Raw genomic sequence first — 20594 nt, forward strand, 5'->3', positions numbered from 1 at the left:
CCATGTCCATCCCCGTCATTCTCACCGACCGGTTGGCATTGTGCGCACCGGAAGTCCGCCATTTCGAGTCTTCCGCCGCGATGTGGGGATCGCCCGAAGTGACCCGGCACATAGGCGGCCAGCCCCGGGCCCGCCAGGACGTCTGGTTCACCCTGTGCCGCAATCGCGGCATGTGGGATTTGCTGGGCTATGGATCCTGGACGATCGAGGACCGCAAAACAGGTGCGTTTCTCGGCGAGGGTGGCTTTGCGGACTTTCAGCGCGGCATGACGCCTGACCTGTCGCAATGGCCCGAAGCCGGATGGGTCTTCGTGGAATCCGCCTGGGGGCAGGGTTATGCCAGCGAAGCTGTCAGTGCCATGCATGACTGGCTGGATGAAGTTCGGCCCGGTCCGAGTGTCTGCATCATCGACCCCGGCAATCTGGGATCCCGCAAGGTGGCGGAGAAATGCGGATACGCATTCTGGCAGGAATCATCCTATCGCGACGCCGCCGTGAATGTATTTCGCCGGCGGGCCGACGCCTAACCCGTCTTGAGACGGACGGATTGCGTCTTGCTGCTCCAGCCACGGATGAAATCCATGAATGCATCGTGGGGAAGGCCGGAACTGTACAGGAAGCCCTGAGCCATCGAGCATCCGCGACGCCGGAGGAAGTCGGCCTGACGCTCGGTTTCGACGCCCTCGGCCACAGTCTTGAGGTTCAGAGTCTCGGCCATGGCCAGGATCATCTCGATGATGGCCGGCGCCTGCTCGTCGGATTCCAGGGCAGACACGAATTGCCGGTCGATCTTGAAGACATCGAACGGCAGCTGGGTGAGAATGGACAGGTTCGAGTGGCCTGTCCCGAAATCATCGATGGCCAGTTTCGTGCCGAGGCTGCGCAGCGGACGCATCACCCGCGCCACCTTTTCCGGTTCGGACACCGCCATGCTTTCCGTGATTTCCAGCTCGAGCCGGTTCGGCGGGAGGCCGGTGCGCTTGAGAATGGCCAGCACGGTTTCTGTCAAATCGGTGGCCTGGAACTGACGCGGGGAGACATTGACGGCGACGGTGGCGTTGAAGCCTTCCTGCATCCAGATGCGGGCCGATTCGCATGCCGCTTCCAGGACCTGCTCGCCGATCTGGGTGACTAGGCCGGTTTCCTCTGCAAGTGGAATGAACGTGTTTGGAGATATGATCTTTCCATTCGGGCGAATCCAGCGGGCGAGGGCTTCGGCGCCAACAACTTCGCCCGTGTTGAAATCGATTTTCGGCTGGAAATGGGTCTTGAATTCGCGATTGGCGACGGCGTCTCGCAATTCTGCTTCCAGCATGTACTTGCCGCGGGCGACGCGGTTGAGACGCGGGGAAAAATACCGAAAGCCCGACCCCGTATCGGTGCGGACCTGGCGCAGCGCCAGTTCTGCATGCCGAAAGAGTTTCTGCATCGTGTCGGCGTCTTCCGGCGCGATCACGATACCGCCGGAAATCCCGAGCGTGACCGACTGGCCCGCAACGATGAACGGATCGGCAAAGGCGAGCCGGATGGCCCGGGCAACATTCGAGACATAGTCGCGGCTGACGGCGATGGGCAGGTAGAGGGCAAAACTGTCCGCCTGCATCGCGGCCAGCATGGATTCCTTGAGCCCGTTGCGCACCGGGCCTTCAAGCGAATTCAGCGCTGCCGACATGCGCTGGCCACAGGCCTTCAGCAGGGCTTCGCTGGACAGGGCGCCAAGGCGTTCGGAGGCCCGGGTGAAATTGTCCAAGTCCAGAACGATGAGGGCGGCAGGCGCCTCATACCGGGCCCGCGGCAGGGTCTGGGTGATATGTTCCTCGAGCGCGATGAGGTTCGGCATGCCGGTGCGCGGATCCTCATAAGCCGTGCGCCGCAGGGCCTCATTGTCCCGGCGCAGCTTGCCGACGGATCGGATCACAACGGACCGCAGCCGCCGCAATTCGACGAAGGACACGGTCGACAGGCGGGCCGAGGAATCCGACTGGGCCACTTCGAGATAGCGCGTGAAATTGACGAGCACGTTCTGGAATTCGCGGGCAAACACCCAGGCGGCGGCGGCGGCAACGGCCGAGGATGCGGTCATGAGCAGCAGGATTGCCCAGATCGGCAGGGACATGTCGGTCCAGGCCTTGCCCTCGACCAGGGCGCCATAGGCCTGTTCGATGGTCCACACGCCGATAAAGATGATGATGGTTGCAGCCGCAGCAGACCAGGCCGCAAAGCCCGGAATGGTCATGCGCCCGAGAAGCCGGGAGATGAAACTCTGCTTGTCCACGCTCAGACTAACCTCACCACGTCACCACAATTGCGTGCCGGTAACCATGTTTCGGGAATATGTTTAGGAATCAGTGAACAAAACGCGCTAGCTGTGGCTCTCCTGCTGCACTATATGGACCCGCATGAGCACCAATCGCACCGCCACCGTGACCCGGACCACCAAGGAGACCGACATTTCGGTCACCCTCGACCTGGATGGCACCGGCAAATCCGACATCGAGACCGGGATCGGCTTCTTCGACCACATGCTGGAGAGTTTCGCCAAGCATTCGGCCATTGACCTGACGGTGCGGTGCAAGGGCGACCTGCATATCGACATGCACCACAGCGTCGAGGACACCGGCATCGTGATCGGCCAGGCCATCCTAAAGGCGCTGGACGATTTTGCCGGCATCACCCGCTTCGGCCATGCCTATGTGCCGATGGACGAGACGCTGTCGCGGGCCGCGCTGGATTTGTGCAAGCGGCCCTACCTGATCTGGAAAGTCCATTTCAGCCGCGACAAGATCGGCGAGATGGACACCGAACTCTTCAAGGAGTTCTTCCACGCCCTGGCGGGCAATGGCGGCATGTGCCTGCACATCGAAAATCTCTATGGCGAGAACTGCCACCACATCGCCGAGAGCTGTTTCAAGGCGACGGCCCGGGCACTGCGCGCGGCGATTGCGGTTGACCCGAAACTGGGCGGCAAGCCGGCGAGCACCAAGGGCAGCCTGTAGTCTTCCCCTCCCCTATTTCCGGTAGTCGAGCGGCGGATCGCGGTCGCCGAGCAGGGATTTGTACTCATAGTCCGGGCCGCGGGCCTCATCGAATTCGGCGCGGGCGGTCTGGCGCAGCTTTTCATTGGTGAACAATTCCACCGCCGCCAGCGTGATCGTTTCAGCGGCGACCTGTGTGCCCTTGTGGCCGATGGACGTGCCGCTGGCAGCGACCGCCTGCCAGGAATGGGCCGGCGTGCCCGGCACCCAGGTGGCCGTGCGCAGGCCAACCGTCGGCACGGCGTAGGAGACATCGCCGACATCGGTCGAACCATAGCCGAGCGAGACCTCGAAGGGCTGGATCTCGGCAGCCGATTCCAGCGGTTTCGACCGGTCCCCCAGCGTGGCGGCAAGGGTTTCGGCAAATTCCATTTCGGCCTCGCTATAGTCCACACCGCCGACCTTGCGCAGTTTCTCGTCCATCATCCGGGCCAGCGTCTCGTTGACGAGCAGCGGATTGTTGCCATGGATGATTTCCCATTCGACATCCGTCCCCGTGCCGAGGGCGGCGCCGCGGGCGGCATCTTCCAGACGGGTCCAGATCGCTTCGACGCCGTCTGGTGAGGGGTGGCGGACATAGTAGAAGACTTCGGCAAAGTCCGGCACGACATTGGGGGCCGACCCGCCGGAGGTGATGACGTAGTGCATGCGGGCATCCTGGGGGATGTGCTCATGCATCATGTTGGCCATCATGTTCATCGCCTCGACCCCGTCCAGCGCGGAGCGGCCCTGTTCCGGCGCGCCGGCGGCATGGGCCGACAGGCCCGAGAAGCGGAACTTGGCCGAGCGATTGGCCAGCGTCGTGTTGGCCGCAGCGGAATTGCGATCCCCCGGATGCCAGTGAATGGCGATATCGACATCCTCGAACAGGCCCGCGCGAACCATGTAGACCTTGCCGGAGCCGCCCTCTTCCGCCGGCGTGCCATAGACGCGAATACGGCCCGGCGTGCCGGTTTCCTCCAGCCAGTTGCGGATGGCGATCGCCGCCGAGACAGAACCCGCGCCGAACAGATTGTGGCCGCAGGCATGGCCCGCGCCCTTGCCGTCGACTTCCGCCCGCGTCGGCAGGGCGGCCTGGTTGATGCCGGGCAGCGCGTCCATCTCGGCCAGGAGCGCAATCACCGGCCCGCCCGTGCCATATTCCGCCACGAAGGCGGTGGGGATGTCCGCCACGCCCGGGGTGACGGTGAATCCGGCATCAGACAGGGTCTGCTGTAACAGGGCGGAAGATTGCTCTTCCTGATAGCCAAGCTCGGCCCAGTCCCAGAGTTTCTCCGACAGCGTGGCCGTCAGCGCCGCCTGCTGGCGTGCCTCGTCCAGCGCGGCAGACTCGGCAGCATCCGGCCAGGCGGGTGTCGCGGCACAGGCCGCAAGCAGGCAGGCAGACAGGGCGGGCAGGATGGATCGCATGAACAGGCTCCATAATCTCGTGTATGGGGGCAAACTTGCGGCACCTTGCCCGGGGGCGCAAGGGTGCCTGCCCCCTTCCCTCACGGGTCGGGCAAGGCTAAGAGCGCGGCCATGCGCCTTGTTGCCCTTATCGACTACGGATCCGGAAACCTGCATTCGGCCGGACGTGCCCTGCGCGAGGCGGCGCGGCTGGGCGGGACCGGCCATGAAATCCGCATCACGCACCGGCCCGAGGACATTCTGGCCGCAGAGCGTGTCGTGCTGCCGGGCGTCGGCCATTTTGCCGATTGCGCCGCCGGCCTGCGCGCACAAGCTGGCGTGGTCGAGGCGCTGGAAGCGGCCTGCCTGACGGGCGGCAAGCCCTTTCTGGGCATCTGTGTCGGCATGCAGCTGATGGCGGAGACCGGCCGCGAGGATGGCGCCACGCCGGGCCTTGGCTGGCTGAAGGGCGAGGTCACCCGCATCGCGCCGGGCCCCGGATACCGCATCCCGCACATGGGCTGGAACGGGCTGGCCCTGCCGGCCGCGCCGCATCCTGTCCTGTCGGGGCTGGGGGAGGATCCGCATGTCTATTTCACCCATTCCTATGCCTTTGCCGCAAGTGCGCCGGAGGATGTCGCCGCCACCGCCGGCTATGGCGCCGAGGCGATCACCGCCGCCGTGGCGCGCGGCAATCTGTTCGGCACGCAATTCCACCCCGAAAAATCGCAAGCCACCGGCCTGCGCATCCTGTCCAACTTCCTGACCTGGGACCCATCATGACATTCACCCTCTTTCCCGCGATCGACTTGAAGGATGGCCAGTGCGTGCGCCTGCTGCGCGGCGAGATGGACCAGGCCACCGTCTTCTCCGACAGCCCGGCCGACCAGGCGAAAGCCTTTCGCGAGGCGGGCTTCACCCATCTTCACGTCGTGGATCTGAACGGCGCCTTCGAGGGCAAGGCGGTGAACCGCGCGGCGGTCGAGGCGATCCTGAAAGCGACCGATGCGCCGGTGCAGCTGGGCGGCGGCATCCGCACCCGCGCGCAGATCGATGCCTGGCTGGAGGCCGGCATTTCGCGAGTCATCCTCGGCACGGCGGCCCTGCGCGATCCGGACCTCGTCAAGGAGGCCGCCCGCGCCCTGCCCGGCAAGATCGTGGTCGGCATCGATGCGAAGGATGGCATGGTCGCGGTCGAAGGCTGGGCCGAGACCAGCGACATGAAGGCGACCGAACTGGCGAAAGCGTTCGAGGGCTGCGGCGTCGCCGCCATCGTCGCCACCGACATCGGCCGCGATGGATTGAAGACCGGCGTAAATGTTCCGTTCACGGCAGAGCTTGCCAACACGGTCTCCATCCCGGTCATCGCCTCGGGCGGTGTGGCGGGCGTCGATGATATCCGTGCGCTGATCGCAGCGGATGCCCCGATTGCGGGGAGCATTCTGGGCCGGGCGCTCTATGATGGGGATATTGTGGCGAGTGAGGTGCTTTCGGTCGTTTAAGTCGGCGCATGATGTCGGTCTCCGCCATGTCAGAAGGCGAGACCGGATTGGTGGGTATCGCTTTGCTCAACCCACCCTACGCCTATCCCCCGCGTCCCCTGCGGATGCCGGGGTCTCGTGCGGTTGGTCTGCGGAGCCAGCCGCAAGAGGCTCCGGCGTGCGCCGGAGATGCGGATGAGGGGCACTCCTCCCCCGCATGCGGGGGAGGTGCCGAGCCCCGCGAGGCGGAGGGGGCTGTTGCCGCGGGTCCGGAGTTCCCCCTCCGTCAGTCGGCTGCGCCGCCTGCCACCTCCCCCGCAGGCGGGGGAGGAGAAGGGCACATCGTATCGTCCCGTTCCTGTCATCCCGGAATTTGCGTGAGCAAATATCCGGGACCCATTTGTCCTCCCGCACCCAGTGTCTGGGTCCCGGATAAATCCTGACGGATTTTCCGGGATGACAGGGTTGAAGACGGGACCGGGTTGGTGAGTATCGCTGCGCCGGGCCCGCCCTGCCTCACCCCCCACCGTGTCCCCGGCGGATGCCGGGGTCTCGTGCGGTTTCTCCGTGTAGCCAACCGAGGGAGGCTCCGGCGCCCTGCGCTTGCGCTTGGGCCTGCTGCGGGGCGAATGCAGTGCATTCGCTTTGTCCCTCCGCAGCGCCGGGGTGAGCGGTGAAGGGACGGGCGCGCGCCCCTCTACCGGGTCCGTGTCAGGCGGCGGTGGATTGGGGGGTCTGGGGGCGGTGATAGCTGACGGCGCGGTTCTTGCCGCTGCGCTTGGCGGCGTAGAGCGCCTTGTCGGCGCGCGAGAGAAGGGCCGACAGGTCCGAAGTGCGGGCGCCTTCGCAATAGCCGAGGCTGATCGTGACGGCGAGCGCGCCGTCGACGGTCGGCACGGGATGGGATTCGACCAGGGCGACGAGGTGGCAGAAGGCCAGCGTGGCTGCCGCATCGGACGGGAAGATGCCCGCCAGGGCGAATTCCTCGCCGCCGAGCCGGGCAACGATACAGTCTTCCGGGGCGCGGGCATTGAGCAGGGCCGCCATTTCGCGCAGCACTTGGTCACCCACTTCATGGCCCCATTGGTCATTCACGCGCTTGAAATTGTCGACATCGGCGATGCCGACAAAGAAGCATTTGCCGAGAAAACCGGCGCGGGCCTGCAATTGCGCGGCGGCGTCAAAGAAGGCGCGGCGATTGGGCAGGCCGGTCAGCTCGTCCATATGGGCGAGGCGGTAATTGGCGCGGGCGAAGCGTTCGGCGCGCAACCGGTCGCGCAAAACGAAGAAGCTGACCACGGGCGCGATCAGGGCCGGCAGGAGGAAAGCCATGAAGATGATGTCGGCGGCGCCAACGCGCGGCGCCAGCTGCAGCCAGGCCGATACAAAAAGGCCCGAGGCGAGGATGGACCCCACCGTGATAAGCACGCCCATACGGACGGCGTTCCTGATGTCCCCACTCATAAGACGTCCTGTCTCCCGTTCGGCGGGCATATGCGCAGACACGCCTTAACGTGACGGGAAAGGGAAAAGCCGGATTTTCGCGCGGCGCTTAAGCCGGCATTAGCCATAGAGGCGTCGGGCGCTCAGCGCGCGCGCTGGCGCGGACGATTGGCCACGCTGGTGACATGGCTGGCCACGGCCGGGATCAGGCGGGGGCTGGCCGGACGGGTGCGCCCGAGAAAGTGCAGCGTGGCGCGGCGGGCCGCATGGGCGGCGCCCGCTGTCAGGGCGGCAGTTCCGGCGGCGAGGGCGATCTGTTTCCAGAGTTTCATGGCAGGCTCCTGTGTGCGGTGTTCATCCAATCAATGCGCGCCCTCACCCGCCGGTTCCGAATGGATCAGCGCCGCCCCGTCACCGGAGGCATCATCCGGCGGGTTTTCAGCGCATGGGCCATATCCGACAAGGTGGGCGCATCGGGGGCGCGATCCGGCAGGTCCGGGTCGAGGCGGGCATGACGCAGGCCCTGTCTGAGATAGGATTCCTCCGGCCGTGTGGCAGCCTTGTCGGCGGCGCGGCGCATCGTCTTCCAGAGATTCATCTGTTGTCTCCCTTGCTTGTGGTGCGAGGGCGGGCGGAAAGCCCGCCATGCGCCAAGTATAGCACAGGGCGGACGGCAGGTTGAGTGAACAGGCGGACAGGTGACGCGCACGAGAAAAAGGGCCGCATCGGCTGCGGCCCCTGTTTCGTGCGGTTCGCGCAGGCGTCAGTGCGCGGTGACCGGGTCGCCATGCGGGCTGGACACACCAGAATGCGGGCGGAAGCCGGTCGACCGGTCCGCGCCATTGGCGGCGGTCTCATCCTGGTTTTGGCGCAGGCGGCGCAACAGGCCCGGACCGTATTTGCGGCCAGCCAGGGCAGCGCCCGCAGCGCCCAGGACACCGGCGGCGATCATCATTTGATTGCGGCGTTTCATGTCAGTCTCCTTCGGTTCGCTTCGGTTTCATGCGGGGCAGGATTGCCATCGCATACACACTACCAATGGACGGGCCCGGCACGGCGTTCCATGACATAGCGGCAAGGTGCTTGGCTTCAGGGCGCACGGAGGCTAAAGCCGGTGCCATGAGCCTGAAGACCCGCATCATTCCCTGTCTCGACGTGAAGGACGGGCGCACCGTCAAGGGCGTCAATTTCGTTGACCTGAAAGACGCGGGCGACCCGGTGGCGCTGGCAAAGGCCTATGATGCGCAGGGGGCGGACGAGCTGTGCTTTCTCGACATTTCCGCCACGCATGAAGGCCGCGGCACGCTGATGGACATTGTCTCGGCGACGGCGGAGCAATGCTTCATGCCGCTGACCGTGGGCGGCGGCGTGCGCAGCGCGGAGAACATGGTCGCCCTTCTCCGCGCGGGCGCCGACAAGGTGGCGATCAATTCCGCCGCCGTGGCGGACCCGTCGGTGATCTCCCGCTGCGCCGCGAAAGCCGGATCGCAGGCCGTCGTCGTGGCGATAGATGCGCGGGCCGTGGGCGACCATTGGGAAATCTTCACCCATGGCGGCCGCAAGGAAACCGGCATCGATGCGGTGGAATTTGCCAGGGAAGCCGAAGCGCGCGGGGCGGGCGAGATCCTGCTGACCAGCATGGACCGGGACGGCACGAAATCCGGTTATGACCTGCCGCTGCTGAAGGCGATCACCGGCGCGGTGAACATTCCCGTCATTGCCAGCGGCGGGGCGGGCAAGGTGGAAGACCTGGCCCCTGCGGTGATCGAGGGCGGGGCGACGGCCGTGCTGGCCGCCTCGATCTTCCATTTCGGTGAAGCGACGATTGCCGAGGCGCGCAAGGCGCTGGCCGATGCCGGAGCACCGGTGCGGCCTCTGGCCGGCTGAGCGGCGGGACCTGCCCACGGATTCAGTTGAGCGCGGCGCGATTTGGCGCCATCTTTCCGTTCACGCAACGCGAAAAGGGGACACGCATGAAAGGACAATGCATCTGCGGCGCGGTGGAGATCACCGTACCGGACATCGAGGAGGCGGCGGTCTGCCATTGTGGCACATGCCAGCGCTGGGGCGGTGGGCCGCTGTTCACGCTGGACCATGATGGCCAGCTGGAAATTCGCGGCCAGGACCATATCACGGCCTATGCCTCATCCGACTGGGCCGAGCGGGCCTTCTGCAAGACCTGTGGCAGCCATCTCTATTACCATCTGAAGGGGCATGACCATTATGCCCTGTCTGCCGGACTGTTCCAGCAGAGCCCGGAGGTTTCCCTGAGCCAGCAGATCTTCATCGATGAAAAGCCGGACTATTATGACCTGTCGAACGACACGCCGAAACTGACCGGCGCGGAGGTTTTCGCCGCTTTCCAGGCCGCCAATGGCGAAAGCGACTAGTCGGTAAAGGCGGGCTTGCGTTTCTGCATCTCGGCGAACACCGCTTCCATCTGGTTCGGTGTACGGATGATCTTGTCCTGTTCGTCGGATTCGGCCTGCAGCAATTCGGCGTCCGTGGCATCCTGCATCATGTTGAAGATGCGCTTGGAGGCCTTGATCGCGTCGGGATTCTTGTTGGCGATCTGCTGGGCGAGCGCCATCGCATCCTCCAGCGGGGTGTCGGAGACATGGGTGGCAAAGCCCATATCCCTGGCCTCGGCGCCATTGAAGATGCGGTTCGTATAGGTCAGCTCGCGCAGCACGTCGTCGCGGACATTGCCGCGCCAGAGCGGGAAGCCGGCCATGTCGGGCACAAGGCCCCATTTCAGTTCCATGATGGCGCAGCGCGTGTCCGGGTGGACGAAGCGAATATCGGCGCCGGACAGGATCTGGAAGCCGCCACCAAAGGCCACACCATGCGCCGCCGCGATGACGGGAGCCGGAATCTCGCGCCAGCCCCACGCAACATGTTGCGCGCGATTGGCAATGCCATGCGTGCGCTCGGCCAGCGTGCTGGCGCTGCCAGTGACGCTCTTGGACTTGTCGCTGCCGGAATCGCTTCCGAGGCTGGACAGGTCGAGCCCGGCGCAGAAGGCACGCCCCTCGCCCGAGACGACCACGACGCGCAGGCCTTTGGTCTCTTTCAGCTGGGCAATCGCCTCATTGATGCCGTCAAACATGGCGGGGTCGAGGGCGTTCATCTTGTCGGTACGGATGAAGCGGACATCGGCGATGCCGTCATCCAGCATGGTGATTGAGACCCGGTCTTTCATGACTCTGTTCCTGATATGGTGGCGTTTCCTGTAGTTAAAGTGCGCCAGCGGGGCCTCGCGTCAAGCGCCCGCGCTTCCTCACGTCGCGTAAGTGCGCTATGGCGGGGACATGACGGATCTCGGCTCTCCTGACCGCCTGGCTGCAGCGCTTGCGCATCTTGGCGCCACCATCGATGCCCGCGCAGCAGACGGCGATGCGGCAAAGTCCTGGACGGCAAAGCTGCTGGCCAAGGGGCCGGAGGCGTGCGCGGAAAAGGTGCATGAGGAAGGCATGGAACTGGCCGAAGCGGTGCGCCGCGAAAGCGATGCGCATGTGGCGAGCGAGGCGGCCGATGTGCTGTATCACGCTTTCGTTGCGCTGCGCTCGCGGGGCGTGAGCCTAGATGACGTCGCCGCGGCGCTGGAGAAACGGCAGGGCACGAGCGGGATCGATGAGAAGGCTGGGCGGACGGGTTAGACATAGCCCGCGCTTATGCTTCGACCCCGGCTTTCACCGGGGCAGGCCCCGCTCAGCATGAGCGCTTCTATACCGCGGTGCTTGCCGAACTCATCCTGAGCGAAGTCGAAGGATGTCTGGCAACCACGCCCTAGGACACCTCTTTCGGCGGTTTCAGGCGGCGTTTGGTCTGGTGGGTGTCGGCCTTGTCGCCGGTGGGTTTCTCGCCGCGCATATAGTGGCGCTGCCAGCGCTCTTTCATGGCGTTTTCCTCACCGCCCTTCAGGCGCGTGTTGAAATCGGCCCGGCTGTCGCGCCAGGCATTGTATTCCGCCACGAGGTCTGCGTTCGACTGCAGCAGTTTCCGTTCCGGTTCGATCTCTTCCAGCTTCTTGTGCTCCATCAGCGTGATGAAGGCGAAGGGCTCGCCCTTCTCGAAGATCACTTCGCCGGGGCGGGTCATCTGCCAGTTCATCGTGAACGGGAAGGGCAGCCAATCGGTCTCGACCAGGCCCGTCAGCGGATAGATGCCATCCTTCGGCCAGTTCGGCGGGCCGGTGACCCAGACGCCCCAGCCGGGCGGCGTGCGGAACAAATGGCCGGTATGGAAGGTGACGATGCCGCGCATGAAATGGGCATCGGCAAAGCTGGCAATCGCGTTCGGGTCGCCGCGCGTCAGCAGCTGGATGTCCTCATTCCGGTTTCCGCCATTCCACTTGATCTTGATGTCCATCGGGCAGAGCAATTCCCAACCGGTGGAGTTCGCCATGGTCAGCGGCAGGCAGCGATAGGGATGGCGGTCTGTGAAGGCATCCATCCAGTCGCGATTGGACCGGGCGGGCACGAGGTCTGGCGCGACATCATAGATCTTGTAGCAGTCGAGATGCATGGAAACGGTATCCGGTGGCGATGCTTGACGAGGCCCCAAGTCTTGGCCCAAAGGGCGGCATGACCGCAACCCCCGATGATCTGTTCGCCTATCTGGATGAGCTGGGCATTGCCCACACCACGCACTGGCACCCGCCCGTCTTCACAGTGGAGGAAGGCCGGGACCTGAAAGCGTCCATGCCGGGCGGGCATACGAAGAACCTGTTCCTGACCGACAAGGATGGCGCCATCATCCTGATTGCGGCGGAGGCGCACTCTCAGTTAAAACTGAATCGGCTGCACCGGCTGATCGGTACGCGGCGGCTTTCCTTTGGCGCGCCGGACCTGATGGAAGAGGTTCTGGGCGTGACGCCCGGATCGGTGACGGCCTTTGCCCTGATGAATGACCACGAAGGACGCGTGCGCTTTCTGGTCGATGCCGCGCTGATGGCACACGATCCGGTGAACTTTCACCCACTGACCAATACCGGCACGACCGCCATCGCGCGGGACGATCTGGAAGGGTTTGCCCGCGCGACAGGGCACGGATTCGAAGTGGTGGACTTCACCCAATTGCTGGACGAGGCCTGAATTCGCCCGCCCGAGAAAGAAAGGGGCCGCCCTTGATGGGCGACCCCTTGATTTCAGTCTTCAAGACGTCTTTCGACTGACTATTCGAACGTGTACTTCAGGCGTACACCCATGGAGCGCGGCGCGCCAACATGGGTATAGTATGTACGCTGATAGACCGGCCCGCCGAGATCATCCGTGAGCACCTGATTGTAAAGGTTCGTGCCGACAACACCGGTCTCATAGAACTCGTTGAACAGATTGTTCACGAAGAAGGTCGCCTGCCAGTCTCCGGTGTCATAGACAGCGGAAACATTGGCCAGGCCGAAGGAATCCAGCTGCAGGCCATTGCCAAACCCACCCGTCCGGCTGAGCACTTCGCCCTGCCAGGTGAAGCCGCCATTGAAGGACATCTCGCCATCGGCAAACGGCATCGAATAGGTACCGAAGATGGAGAACTGGTCTTCCGGCGAACCGGGCAGGCGGTCGCCATCGCGGCCATCCAGGAGGACCGAGCCGAAGCCCGGAGGCGAGATGGTGCCGACCAGACCCGGCGCATCTGCTGTCAGCTGTGCTTCGGTATGGCTGTAGCTGCCGCGCAGGTAGAGATTGTCATTCACCGCCCAGGCGCCGCTGACTTCAAAGCCCTTGGATTCTGCACCTTCGGCGTTCACCGTGATCGGAATGGATGCGTTGATCGTGGCAGAGCTGAGCTGCGGATCAGTCCATTCGATATAGTAGATCGCACCATTCAGCGTGACCCGGCCATCCATGAGCGTGGATTTCACACCCAGCTCGTAATTGGTGGTCGTGTCCGGACCGTATTGCGTCTCGTCGCGGGTCGACACATCGCCTGCGCCCGGTCCGAATTGCTGTCCCGGCAACAGGGCGCACGCGCCCTGCTGATTGTCGGTCGGGTCATAGGCCGGACAGACACCGATACCGTTCGAGTTGCCGATCCGGTAGCCCTCACTGACCGTGAAATAGCCGAGCACGGAATCCGTGAACTCATAGGACGTGTTGAACTTGAACAGTGTGCCGTCATCAGACTGGCTGGTGCGCTCCGTCCCGTTCGGGCTGCCTGCGGCAAAATCCGACTTCAGGCTGGCTTCCATGTCGCTGATGCCGACCGGCTGGAGATAGTTCGGGCCGCTGTCGAAGAGCGGGAAATCCACATCGCTGAAGGATTCCAGATCATACTCATAGTAACGGCCGCCGACCGTGACGGTCCATTTGTCTGTGATCTCGAACCCGATCTCACCGAACAGGGCCATTTCCTCAAGCTCTGAGTAGAACTGGGAATAGTATTCCAGATCATCCGGACGGTCGAAGCCGACATAATCCGCATAGCCCGGCGTATACTCCTGGGAATAGGAGGTCACATCGGAATTGTTGTAGAAGGCACCGATGATCCAGTTGAACCGGCTGTCCGTGGTCGAGACGAGACGGAGTTCCTGGTTCAGCGTGTTCTCGCGTCCCTTCTCATGCGTGAAGGACGTGAAGGTCGGGAACAGCTCGTAGCTGTACTCAAGCGAAATCAGCAGGTCAGTCTGGTCGCGTTGTCCGTCATCATCAAAGCGGGAATAACCGGTGGCGGAGGTCAGTTCGGCAAAGCCGAGATCGGCTGTCAGCTCAAGCGCGAGCAGCTGGTTCGTAATCTCATTCGGCTCTTCCACACGCTTGGCCAGCTCGTACTTTCCGGTGTTGAGCGTGTTGCGCCAGCTGGAGCCCTGGCGGCCATCAATGTCCGACTTCTGATAGTAATAGGTCGCCGTGCCATCCAGCCATTCGGTGGGTTCCCAGCGCGCGGCGAGACGGCCGGAAACGGTGCGCTCGCCATTGGCATCGGACACGCCGCGGAGGTTGGCCGCGACATCTGTCGGATCGGAAAAGTCCGGATCCGGATCAGAGACGCCGATTTCCTGCACGATATAGGGATAGTCGATGAAGCCGGAATCATCCTCGAAATCGATTGATCCGCGAATGGCGAAATTCGGGGCCAGCGCCTTGTTGAAGGTCAGGCCGGTCTCGTAGCTGAGCGAGCTGGCTTCGGAATATTTCGAAACCTCGGAGCGCACTTCCAGAAGATCGCCTCCGAAATCCGGCTTGTTCGGAATGTAGCGGATGGCACCGCCCAGCGTGCCGGCACCATAGAGCGTGCCCTGGGGCCCAAGCAGGACCTCGACGCGCTGCATGTCGTTCAGTTTCAGGTCCACGAACAGCGGAATTTCGCCGATATAGGTGGCCACTGTGCCGCCGCCATCATTGTTACCGTCGCCGGACCCAAGCCCATCTGCATTCAGGCCACGGACGATCAGCGGGTTGCCCTGACGGCCGCCGCGGTCCACGACATTGATGCCTGGCACGAAGGACAGCATGTCGGACAGTTCATCAAAGCCCTGTTCCTCGATCTGGTCACCGCCAACGGCCGCGATGTTCAGGGGAATGTCCTGAACGCTCTCGGCACGGCGCGTTGCCGTCACGGTGATGGTCTGGGCACGAAGCTCGCTTTCGCCGGTTGTATCGTCCTGGGCAGCGGCGCCGAATGTCAGGCCTGTGGCAAGGACGGCGAGACTCGTCTGCCGCAATAGTCTGGATTTGGACATATCATTTTCTCCCATAGCTCCTGCCTCACCCGTGATCAGTAGGCGGCAGGAGGGTTGCCCCATCAAGCGGCCGACTCACATGGCAGCAAGATTGTTTCCCCGGCGTAGTATTTTTGGCACAGATATGCGCCTGTTCGCTGCACATCCGGAATAAGGGAGCATCACCCTGCATAAAAATTGGGCACCTTCGCCACAGAGCGGGCTGCTGGACGCGGCGGCCGCGCATCTGGCCCGCAAGGCCTATCGGGACGCGCACGGCCTGTGCATGCAAGCCCTGCAACAGGACCCGGCGACGCCGCGCGCCTTCTACCTTCTGGGCATCCTGACGGCCGATCACGACAATCACGCCAAAGCCATTGACCTGTTCGCGCGGGCCCTGGCGCTGGGCGGACCGAGGGCGGACGTCCTGGCGCAGAAGGCCCGCAGCGAGATTGCCCTGTTGCGCCGGGAGGATGCCGTGCGCAGCGCAGACGCCGCCGCAGGCCTGGCACCGGAAGACGCGTTCACGCTGGACACGCTGGGCGTTGTCTACAGCCGGGCGGGCCTGCATGCGCGATCGCTGGATTTCTATGCACGGGCCACGCGCGCGGCACCCGATGTGGCGGCCTATCACTACAATCATGGCGCGGCGCTTCAATTTGCCGGTCAGATGGAGGCGGCCCGCACGGCCTATCAGGCCTGCCGGGCGCTGGACCCGGCAGACACGCGGGCGCTGACGGCGCTGGTGCAGATCACGCGGCAGACCGCGGATGACAGCGCCATTGCCGAGCTGGAAGCCATATTCCCCACCGTTTCCGGGGACCCGGACGATGCGCTGCGGGTGGGGCACGCGCTGGCCAAGGCGCATGAAGACCTGAACCAGCCAAAGGAAGCGATGGCGTGGCTGGCGCGGGCCAAGACGGCGAAATGGATGCAGGTCCACCATGATGCCGGCTTTGATGAGGAGGTGTTTGCCGCCGCCATGGCGCAGGCAGGGCTGGTGCAGGGGCACGGACTGGACGCAGCCGAGCCGATCTTCATTGTCGGCATGCCCCGGACCGGCACGACGCTGGTGGACCGGATCCTGTCCGGTCACAGCGCGGTGACATCTGCCGGAGAGCTGGCGGATTTCGGCCTCAGCCTGAAACAGCTGTCCGGCACGCGGTCGAATTATGTGCTCGACGCCGAAACGCTGCAGGCAGCCGGACAGGTGGACCCCGACGCGCTGGGGCGGATGTACATGCAGCGGGTGGAGGCCACGCTGGGCCTGACCGGCCGGTTCATCGACAAGCTGCCGCTGAATATCATCTATGCGCCGGTGATCCTGTCGGCCCTGCCGAATGCGCGGGTGATCTGCCTGCGCCGCCATCCGGCCGATACGGTGCTCAGCAATTACCGGCAATTGTTCTCGACCCGGTATCCCTATTACGACTATGCGCTGAACCTGGAGGCGACGGCGGCCTATTATGTCGGCTTTGACCGGATGGTCCGGCATTTCGCGGAGACCCTGCCCGCCAGCCGGTTCACAGAAGTGCATTATGAACAGGTCGTCGGCGACATTGACGGCGAAGCGCGACGCCTGCTGGCCTTTTGCGGGCTCGATTTCGAGCCTCAATGCCTCGATTTCCACACCAATGCCGCGCCGGTGGCGACGGCAAGCTCGGCGCAGGTGCGCGAGCCGCTCTATACGCGGGCCCTGGCACGGTGGAAACGCTATGAGGCGGAGCTGGGCCCGGCGCTGGACCTGCTGGGGGCGGCCGGCTGTCTTGATCCGGCAGAGCGCAGTCCGGCCTGAGACGGACCGCGCTGGCCATTCCGGCGCAAGTCACTAGACTTGGCTCCACAAGAGGGAGTCACACGCCATGAAACATCGCCGCCTCGGCAAGAGCGCCATCTATGTGTCCGACATCTGCATGGGGACCATGACCTTCGGGACCCAGACCGACGAGGCCGAAGCCCACCGGATCCTGGATGCGTGCCTGGAAGCCGGGATCAATTTCTTCGACACGGCCGAGAATTATCCCGTGCCGCCAAAGATCGAATGGGGCGGACGGACGGAGGAGATTTTCGGCCGCTGGATGAAGACCCGCGAGCGCGACCGGATCATCGTTGCCACCAAGGTGTGCGGCCCGTCGCATGGCTGGATCAAGGGTGCGCAGCGCGGCGAGATGACGGCGCTGGACCGGCACAATATCCGCCGCGCCATCGAAGGCAGCCTGACGCGCCTGCAAACCGATTATGTCGATCTCTACCAGACGCACTGGCCGGATCACGGCACGGAGTTCGACGAGACGATGGAAACGCTGGACGATCTGGTGCGCGAAGGGAAAGTGCGCGTCGTCGGCTGCAGCAATGAAGACGCCTGGGGCCTGATGAAGAGTCTCGAGACATCCAGCCGGCTGGGCACGGTGCGCTACCAGACGATCCAGAACAATTTCAGCCTGAACAATCGCCGGTTCGAGGACGCGCTGGCCAAGGTGTGCCGCCGCGAAGGTGTGAGCCTGATTCCGTATTCGCCGCTGGCGGGGGGTGTTCTCTCCGGCAAGTACCAGGATGGCGCGCTGCCGGAGGGTGCCCGGTTCTCCAGCTATCTGAAGCATGGCGGACGCCAGACCGTGATGGCCGGACGGTTCGTGAACGAGAAATCGCTCGAGGCGACCCGGCGCTATATGGACATTGCGAAAGAGGCCGGCATGGCGCCGGTCACCCTGGCCACGGCCTGGTCCAAGCAGCATGATTTCGTGGCCTCGACCATTGTCGGCGTGTCGGCCTTCGATCAGCTGGACGACATTCTGGCCGCGGCCGGACTGGAGCTGTCACGCGAGGTGATGGACGCCTGCGACGCGGTTGCGCGGGATGTCATGTATCCGATGGGCTAGGGTCCGGAAAAGGTCGAGCCCCCACCCGCTTCTGCGTCGGATGGAGGCTCTTCCTTTGTATACCCACCAAAGCCGGTAGTGCCCTATTCCGGGCTTGGCCGCGCGCTGGCGAGCACTTCGCGCTTGCCGGCATGGTTGGGCGCGGAGATCGCGCCCTCCTCTTCCAGCCGGTCGATCAGACCCGCAGCCTTGTTGTAGCCGATCTTCAGGCGGCGCTGCAGATAGGAGGTCGAGGCGCGCTGGTCGCGCACGACAATGGCGAGGGCCTGGGCGTAGAGGTCATCTTCCTCGTCACCGGAGCTGGTGCCGAGCATGGCATCCATGACGGCCGAGCCGGTGGAGCCGTCTTCGGGGGCTTCGAGCACATCCATGACATAGTCGGGCTCGCCCTGCTCCTTGAGCCAGTCGACGACGGTGCCGACTTCATCGTCGGAGACGAACGGGCCATGCAGGCGCTGGGATTTCTTGCCGGGGGCCTGATAGAGCAGGTCCCCCATGCCGAGCAGCTGTTCGGCGCCCTGTTCGCCCAGGATCGTGCGAGAGTCGATCTTGGTCGTGACCATGTAGGAAATCCGTGTCGGGAAGTTTGCCTTGATCGTACCAGTAATCACGTCCACGGACGGACGCTGGGTTGCCGTGATCAGGTGGATGCCGGCGGCCCGCGCCATCTGGGCGAGGCGCTGGACGCAGCCCTCGATTTCCTTGCCGGCCACCATCATCAGGTCCGCCATTTCGTCGATTACGACGACAATGTTCGGGATATGATCCGTCGGCAGAACTTCTGTCTCGTAGACCGGCTTGCCGCGCTCGTCAAAGCCCGTCTGGACCTTGCGCACGAGATCATCGCCATTGGCGCGATACTTGGCCGCCTTGTCATTGAAGCCGGCCAGGTTCCGCACACCGGCCTTGGACATCAGTTCATAGCGGCTTTCCATCTCGCGAACGGTCCATTGCAGCGCGTTCACGGCCTTCTTCGGATCCGTGACCACCGGCGCCAGCAGGTGCGGGATGCCTTCATAGATCGACAGTTCGAGCATTTTGGGGTCGATCATGATGAAGCGGCACTGTTCCGGGGAGTGGCGATAGAGCAGTGACAGGATCATGGCGTTGACGCCGACCGACTTACCCGATCCGGTCGTACCGGCGATGAGCAGGTGCGGCATCTTTGACAGGTCGACCACGGTCGGGACGCCGCCGATATCCTCGCCCAGCGCCATGGGCAGGCTGGCCCGGGTGCCGACATAGGCTTCGGACTGGAGCAGCGTGCGCAGATAGACGGTGTCGCGATCCTCGTTCGGCAGTTCGATGCCGATGGCATTCTTGCCCGGCACGACCGCCACACGCGCCGAGATCGCGCTCATCGAACGGGCAATGTCATCAGCCAGGGAAATCACGCGGGATGATTTGACGCCGGGGGCCGGTTCCATCTCGAACAGGGTGATGACCGGGCCGGGGCGGACTTCCTTGATCCGGCCCCGCACGCCGAATTCCTTCAGCACGTCGGTTAGGCGGGCGGCCTTTTCCAGCAACGCATCCTCATCGACCGTGTCGCCACGTTCTTCCGGCATCTGAAGCAGGTCGATCGACGGCAGGCGCGTGGACTTGCGGCGGCGTTCGGACTTGGTCACCCGTGGCTGGCTGGGCGCAGCCGGACGGGCAACGGGAACGGAGAAGCGCGGACCGGAGCGGACCGGCGCGTCCAGATCGTCTTCTTCCTCATACAGTTCATCGTCTTCAAGATCGACTTCGTCTTCCTCGTCATAGACGTCGTCATCGTCTTCATAGTCGACTTCATACGTGTCGGCATCGACATATTCGTCTTCGCCCTTGATCACGCGGGCGCGCGGGCGGGTGTCTTCTTCTTCAAGCCCTTCCTCATCCGCATGGCGCGGTTCCGGCTTCAGCCGCGACAGGATGGAGACCAGGAAGCCCCCGACGCCGGTCGCCTGACGTGCGGCGTGGCGGCCAGAGCGGGACGCTGCCTGCTGGAGCAGGTGGGCATCATGACGGCGGAAGCCCATGGCCGAAAGGGCTGCCCAGGCGGTGGCCATGCCAAGCACGACGCCGGCCCAGGTGTTCGGGGAGGGCAGCAAGAGGGCCCGGAAGGGCATGGAAGCATAATAGAAGAGCGCGTCGCCGACCACGCCGCCCAGTCCGGCGGAGAGGGGCCAGGATTCCGGAACCGGCCAGGCGGCAAAGAACGCGGCCGACAGCGGCACGGCGGCAAGCCCCATCATCCACCGGCGCACGCGCGGCATGCCGATCAGGACGGTGCGCATGGCCCCGCCGATCATCATGGCAAGCCCGGCCACCCAGGCCGACCAGCCAAGCATCTGGCGGGACAGATCCGCGAAGATGGCGCCGGGTCCGCCAAACAGGTTCTGGACTTCAGCATCGGTGGCAGCGTTCCAGCTGGGATCGCTGGGCAGGTAGGACCCGACGCTGCCGCAGATGAATACGCCGAGACCGAAGGCGGCTGCCCCTGTCAGTATCCGCCAAACCGGATCGCTGACGCTTGGGATTTCGTCTTCGGTATAAACGTAATCTGTCATGAGGTGGGGCTTCTCCACTGGTGCCGGGGGAGCCCCCACTCTGCCCCAACACGCTTAACGCCCGGCAAACGGCCGTAAAACATTCGCAGTGGCTGCGTTAACTTTTCAGAGACCGGGCGACGGCCAGTGCGGCCCTGTGAGGCGGTGGATTTGAT

At 64.0% G+C, this 20594-nt stretch carries 20 protein-coding genes; 10 read left to right on the forward strand and 10 right to left on the reverse strand.

Going from position 1 to position 20594, the window contains the following annotated elements:
* Nucleotides 1-2 precede the first annotated feature (2 nt).
* Nucleotides 3-527 (forward strand): GNAT family N-acetyltransferase, encoded by a 525-nt coding sequence (locus tag HF955_RS06280; protein WP_291078717.1) that lies wholly within the window; start codon nucleotides 3-5, stop codon nucleotides 525-527.
* Here the strand turns inward: HF955_RS06280 and HF955_RS06285 are convergent.
* A complete protein-coding gene (locus tag HF955_RS06285) occupies nucleotides 524-2275 on the reverse strand; it encodes a bifunctional diguanylate cyclase/phosphodiesterase (RefSeq protein ID WP_291078718.1) in 1752 nt (583 codons plus the stop codon). The two genes, HF955_RS06280 and HF955_RS06285, sit on opposite strands and share 4 nt — an antisense overlap.
* A gap of 124 nt (nucleotides 2276-2399) precedes the next feature.
* Between HF955_RS06285 and hisB the strand changes: the two genes are divergently transcribed.
* Nucleotides 2400-2996, forward strand: a complete 597-nt coding sequence (gene hisB / locus HF955_RS06290) for an imidazoleglycerol-phosphate dehydratase HisB (RefSeq protein WP_027842035.1) — start codon at nucleotides 2400-2402, stop codon at nucleotides 2994-2996.
* Between the two features lie 12 nt (nucleotides 2997-3008).
* Here the strand turns inward: hisB and HF955_RS06295 are convergent, their stop codons facing one another.
* Nucleotides 3009-4445 carry an amidohydrolase gene (locus HF955_RS06295; RefSeq protein ID WP_291078719.1) on the reverse strand — a complete coding sequence of 479 codons (1437 nt, stop codon included), beginning with the start codon at nucleotides 4443-4445 and terminating at the stop codon, nucleotides 3009-3011.
* A 111-nt stretch (nucleotides 4446-4556) separates the two neighbouring features.
* Between HF955_RS06295 and hisH the strand changes: the two genes are divergently transcribed.
* On the forward strand, nucleotides 4557-5207 hold the full coding sequence (hisH, locus tag HF955_RS06300) for an imidazole glycerol phosphate synthase subunit HisH (RefSeq protein ID WP_291078720.1): 651 nt from the start codon (nucleotides 4557-4559) through the stop codon (nucleotides 5205-5207).
* Complete coding sequence (hisA, locus tag HF955_RS06305) at nucleotides 5204-5926, forward strand: 1-(5-phosphoribosyl)-5-[(5-phosphoribosylamino)methylideneamino]imidazole-4-carboxamide isomerase (protein WP_291078721.1); 723 nt, start codon at nucleotides 5204-5206, stop codon at nucleotides 5924-5926. Before hisH ends, hisA begins: the two co-directional genes overlap by 4 nt.
* 690 nt (nucleotides 5927-6616) lie before the next feature.
* Here the strand turns inward: hisA and HF955_RS06310 are convergent.
* The 4 genes from HF955_RS06310 to HF955_RS06325 all read right to left on the reverse strand — a co-directional run bounded on the left by HF955_RS06310 (nucleotide 6617) and on the right by HF955_RS06325 (nucleotide 8321).
* Nucleotides 6617-7369 carry a GGDEF domain-containing protein gene (locus HF955_RS06310; protein ID WP_291078722.1) on the reverse strand — a complete coding sequence of 251 codons (753 nt, stop codon included), beginning with the start codon at nucleotides 7367-7369 and terminating at the stop codon, nucleotides 6617-6619.
* Between the two features lie 122 nt (nucleotides 7370-7491).
* Nucleotides 7492-7680, reverse strand: a complete 189-nt coding sequence (locus HF955_RS06315; RefSeq protein ID WP_036264673.1) for a hypothetical protein — start codon at nucleotides 7678-7680, stop codon at nucleotides 7492-7494.
* 65 nt (nucleotides 7681-7745) lie between these two features.
* Nucleotides 7746-7946, reverse strand: coding sequence for a hypothetical protein (locus HF955_RS06320; protein ID WP_291078723.1), 201 nt, complete (start codon nucleotides 7944-7946; stop codon nucleotides 7746-7748).
* A gap of 165 nt (nucleotides 7947-8111) precedes the next feature.
* Nucleotides 8112-8321, reverse strand: coding sequence for a hypothetical protein (locus HF955_RS06325; protein ID WP_291078724.1), 210 nt, complete (start codon nucleotides 8319-8321; stop codon nucleotides 8112-8114).
* 146 nt (nucleotides 8322-8467) lie between these two features.
* Here HF955_RS06325 and hisF point away from each other — a divergent pair, with 146 nt between their 5' ends.
* Nucleotides 8468-9235, forward strand: coding sequence for an imidazole glycerol phosphate synthase subunit HisF (hisF, locus tag HF955_RS06330; protein WP_291078725.1), 768 nt, complete (start codon nucleotides 8468-8470; stop codon nucleotides 9233-9235).
* Between the two features lie 86 nt (nucleotides 9236-9321).
* Nucleotides 9322-9738 (forward strand): GFA family protein, encoded by a 417-nt coding sequence (locus HF955_RS06335; RefSeq protein ID WP_291078726.1) that lies wholly within the window; start codon nucleotides 9322-9324, stop codon nucleotides 9736-9738.
* On the opposite strand, the gene HF955_RS06340 is transcribed toward HF955_RS06335, so the two are convergent.
* On the reverse strand, nucleotides 9735-10550 hold the full coding sequence (locus tag HF955_RS06340; RefSeq protein WP_291078727.1) for a crotonase/enoyl-CoA hydratase family protein: 816 nt from the start codon (nucleotides 10548-10550) through the stop codon (nucleotides 9735-9737). The genes HF955_RS06335 and HF955_RS06340 overlap by 4 nt on opposite strands.
* 109 nt (nucleotides 10551-10659) lie before the next feature.
* Between HF955_RS06340 and hisE the strand changes: the two genes are divergently transcribed.
* Complete coding sequence (hisE, locus tag HF955_RS06345) at nucleotides 10660-11007, forward strand: phosphoribosyl-ATP diphosphatase (RefSeq protein ID WP_291078728.1); 348 nt, start codon at nucleotides 10660-10662, stop codon at nucleotides 11005-11007.
* 130 nt (nucleotides 11008-11137) lie between these two features.
* Here hisE and HF955_RS06350 read toward each other — a convergent pair whose 3' ends face one another.
* A complete protein-coding gene (locus HF955_RS06350) occupies nucleotides 11138-11875 on the reverse strand; it encodes a DUF6065 family protein (protein ID WP_027841181.1) in 738 nt (245 codons plus the stop codon).
* A gap of 59 nt (nucleotides 11876-11934) precedes the next feature.
* Here HF955_RS06350 and HF955_RS06355 point away from each other — a divergent pair, with 59 nt between their 5' ends.
* On the forward strand, nucleotides 11935-12444 hold the full coding sequence (locus HF955_RS06355) for a prolyl-tRNA synthetase associated domain-containing protein (RefSeq protein WP_291078729.1): 510 nt from the start codon (nucleotides 11935-11937) through the stop codon (nucleotides 12442-12444).
* An 80-nt stretch (nucleotides 12445-12524) separates the two neighbouring features.
* On the opposite strand, the gene HF955_RS06360 is transcribed toward HF955_RS06355, so the two are convergent.
* On the reverse strand, nucleotides 12525-15029 hold the full coding sequence (locus tag HF955_RS06360) for a TonB-dependent receptor (RefSeq protein WP_291078730.1): 2505 nt from the start codon (nucleotides 15027-15029) through the stop codon (nucleotides 12525-12527).
* A gap of 265 nt (nucleotides 15030-15294) precedes the next feature.
* On the opposite strand from HF955_RS06360, the gene HF955_RS06365 reads away from it, so the two are divergent.
* Both HF955_RS06365 and HF955_RS06370 read left to right on the forward strand, forming a co-directional pair.
* A complete protein-coding gene (locus HF955_RS06365; protein WP_291078731.1) occupies nucleotides 15295-16803 on the forward strand; it encodes a tetratricopeptide repeat-containing sulfotransferase family protein in 1509 nt (502 codons plus the stop codon).
* A 67-nt stretch (nucleotides 16804-16870) separates the two neighbouring features.
* Nucleotides 16871-17887 carry an aldo/keto reductase gene (locus HF955_RS06370; protein WP_291078732.1) on the forward strand — a complete coding sequence of 339 codons (1017 nt, stop codon included), beginning with the start codon at nucleotides 16871-16873 and terminating at the stop codon, nucleotides 17885-17887.
* Between the two features lie 83 nt (nucleotides 17888-17970).
* Here HF955_RS06370 and HF955_RS06375 read toward each other — a convergent pair whose 3' ends face one another.
* Nucleotides 17971-20439 carry a DNA translocase FtsK gene (locus HF955_RS06375; RefSeq protein WP_291078733.1) on the reverse strand — a complete coding sequence of 823 codons (2469 nt, stop codon included), beginning with the start codon at nucleotides 20437-20439 and terminating at the stop codon, nucleotides 17971-17973.
* Nucleotides 20440-20594 lie beyond the last annotated feature (155 nt).

This window comes from Hyphomonas sp., from assembly GCF_017792385.1.
Taxonomy (GTDB): domain Bacteria; phylum Pseudomonadota; class Alphaproteobacteria; order Caulobacterales; family Hyphomonadaceae; genus Hyphomonas.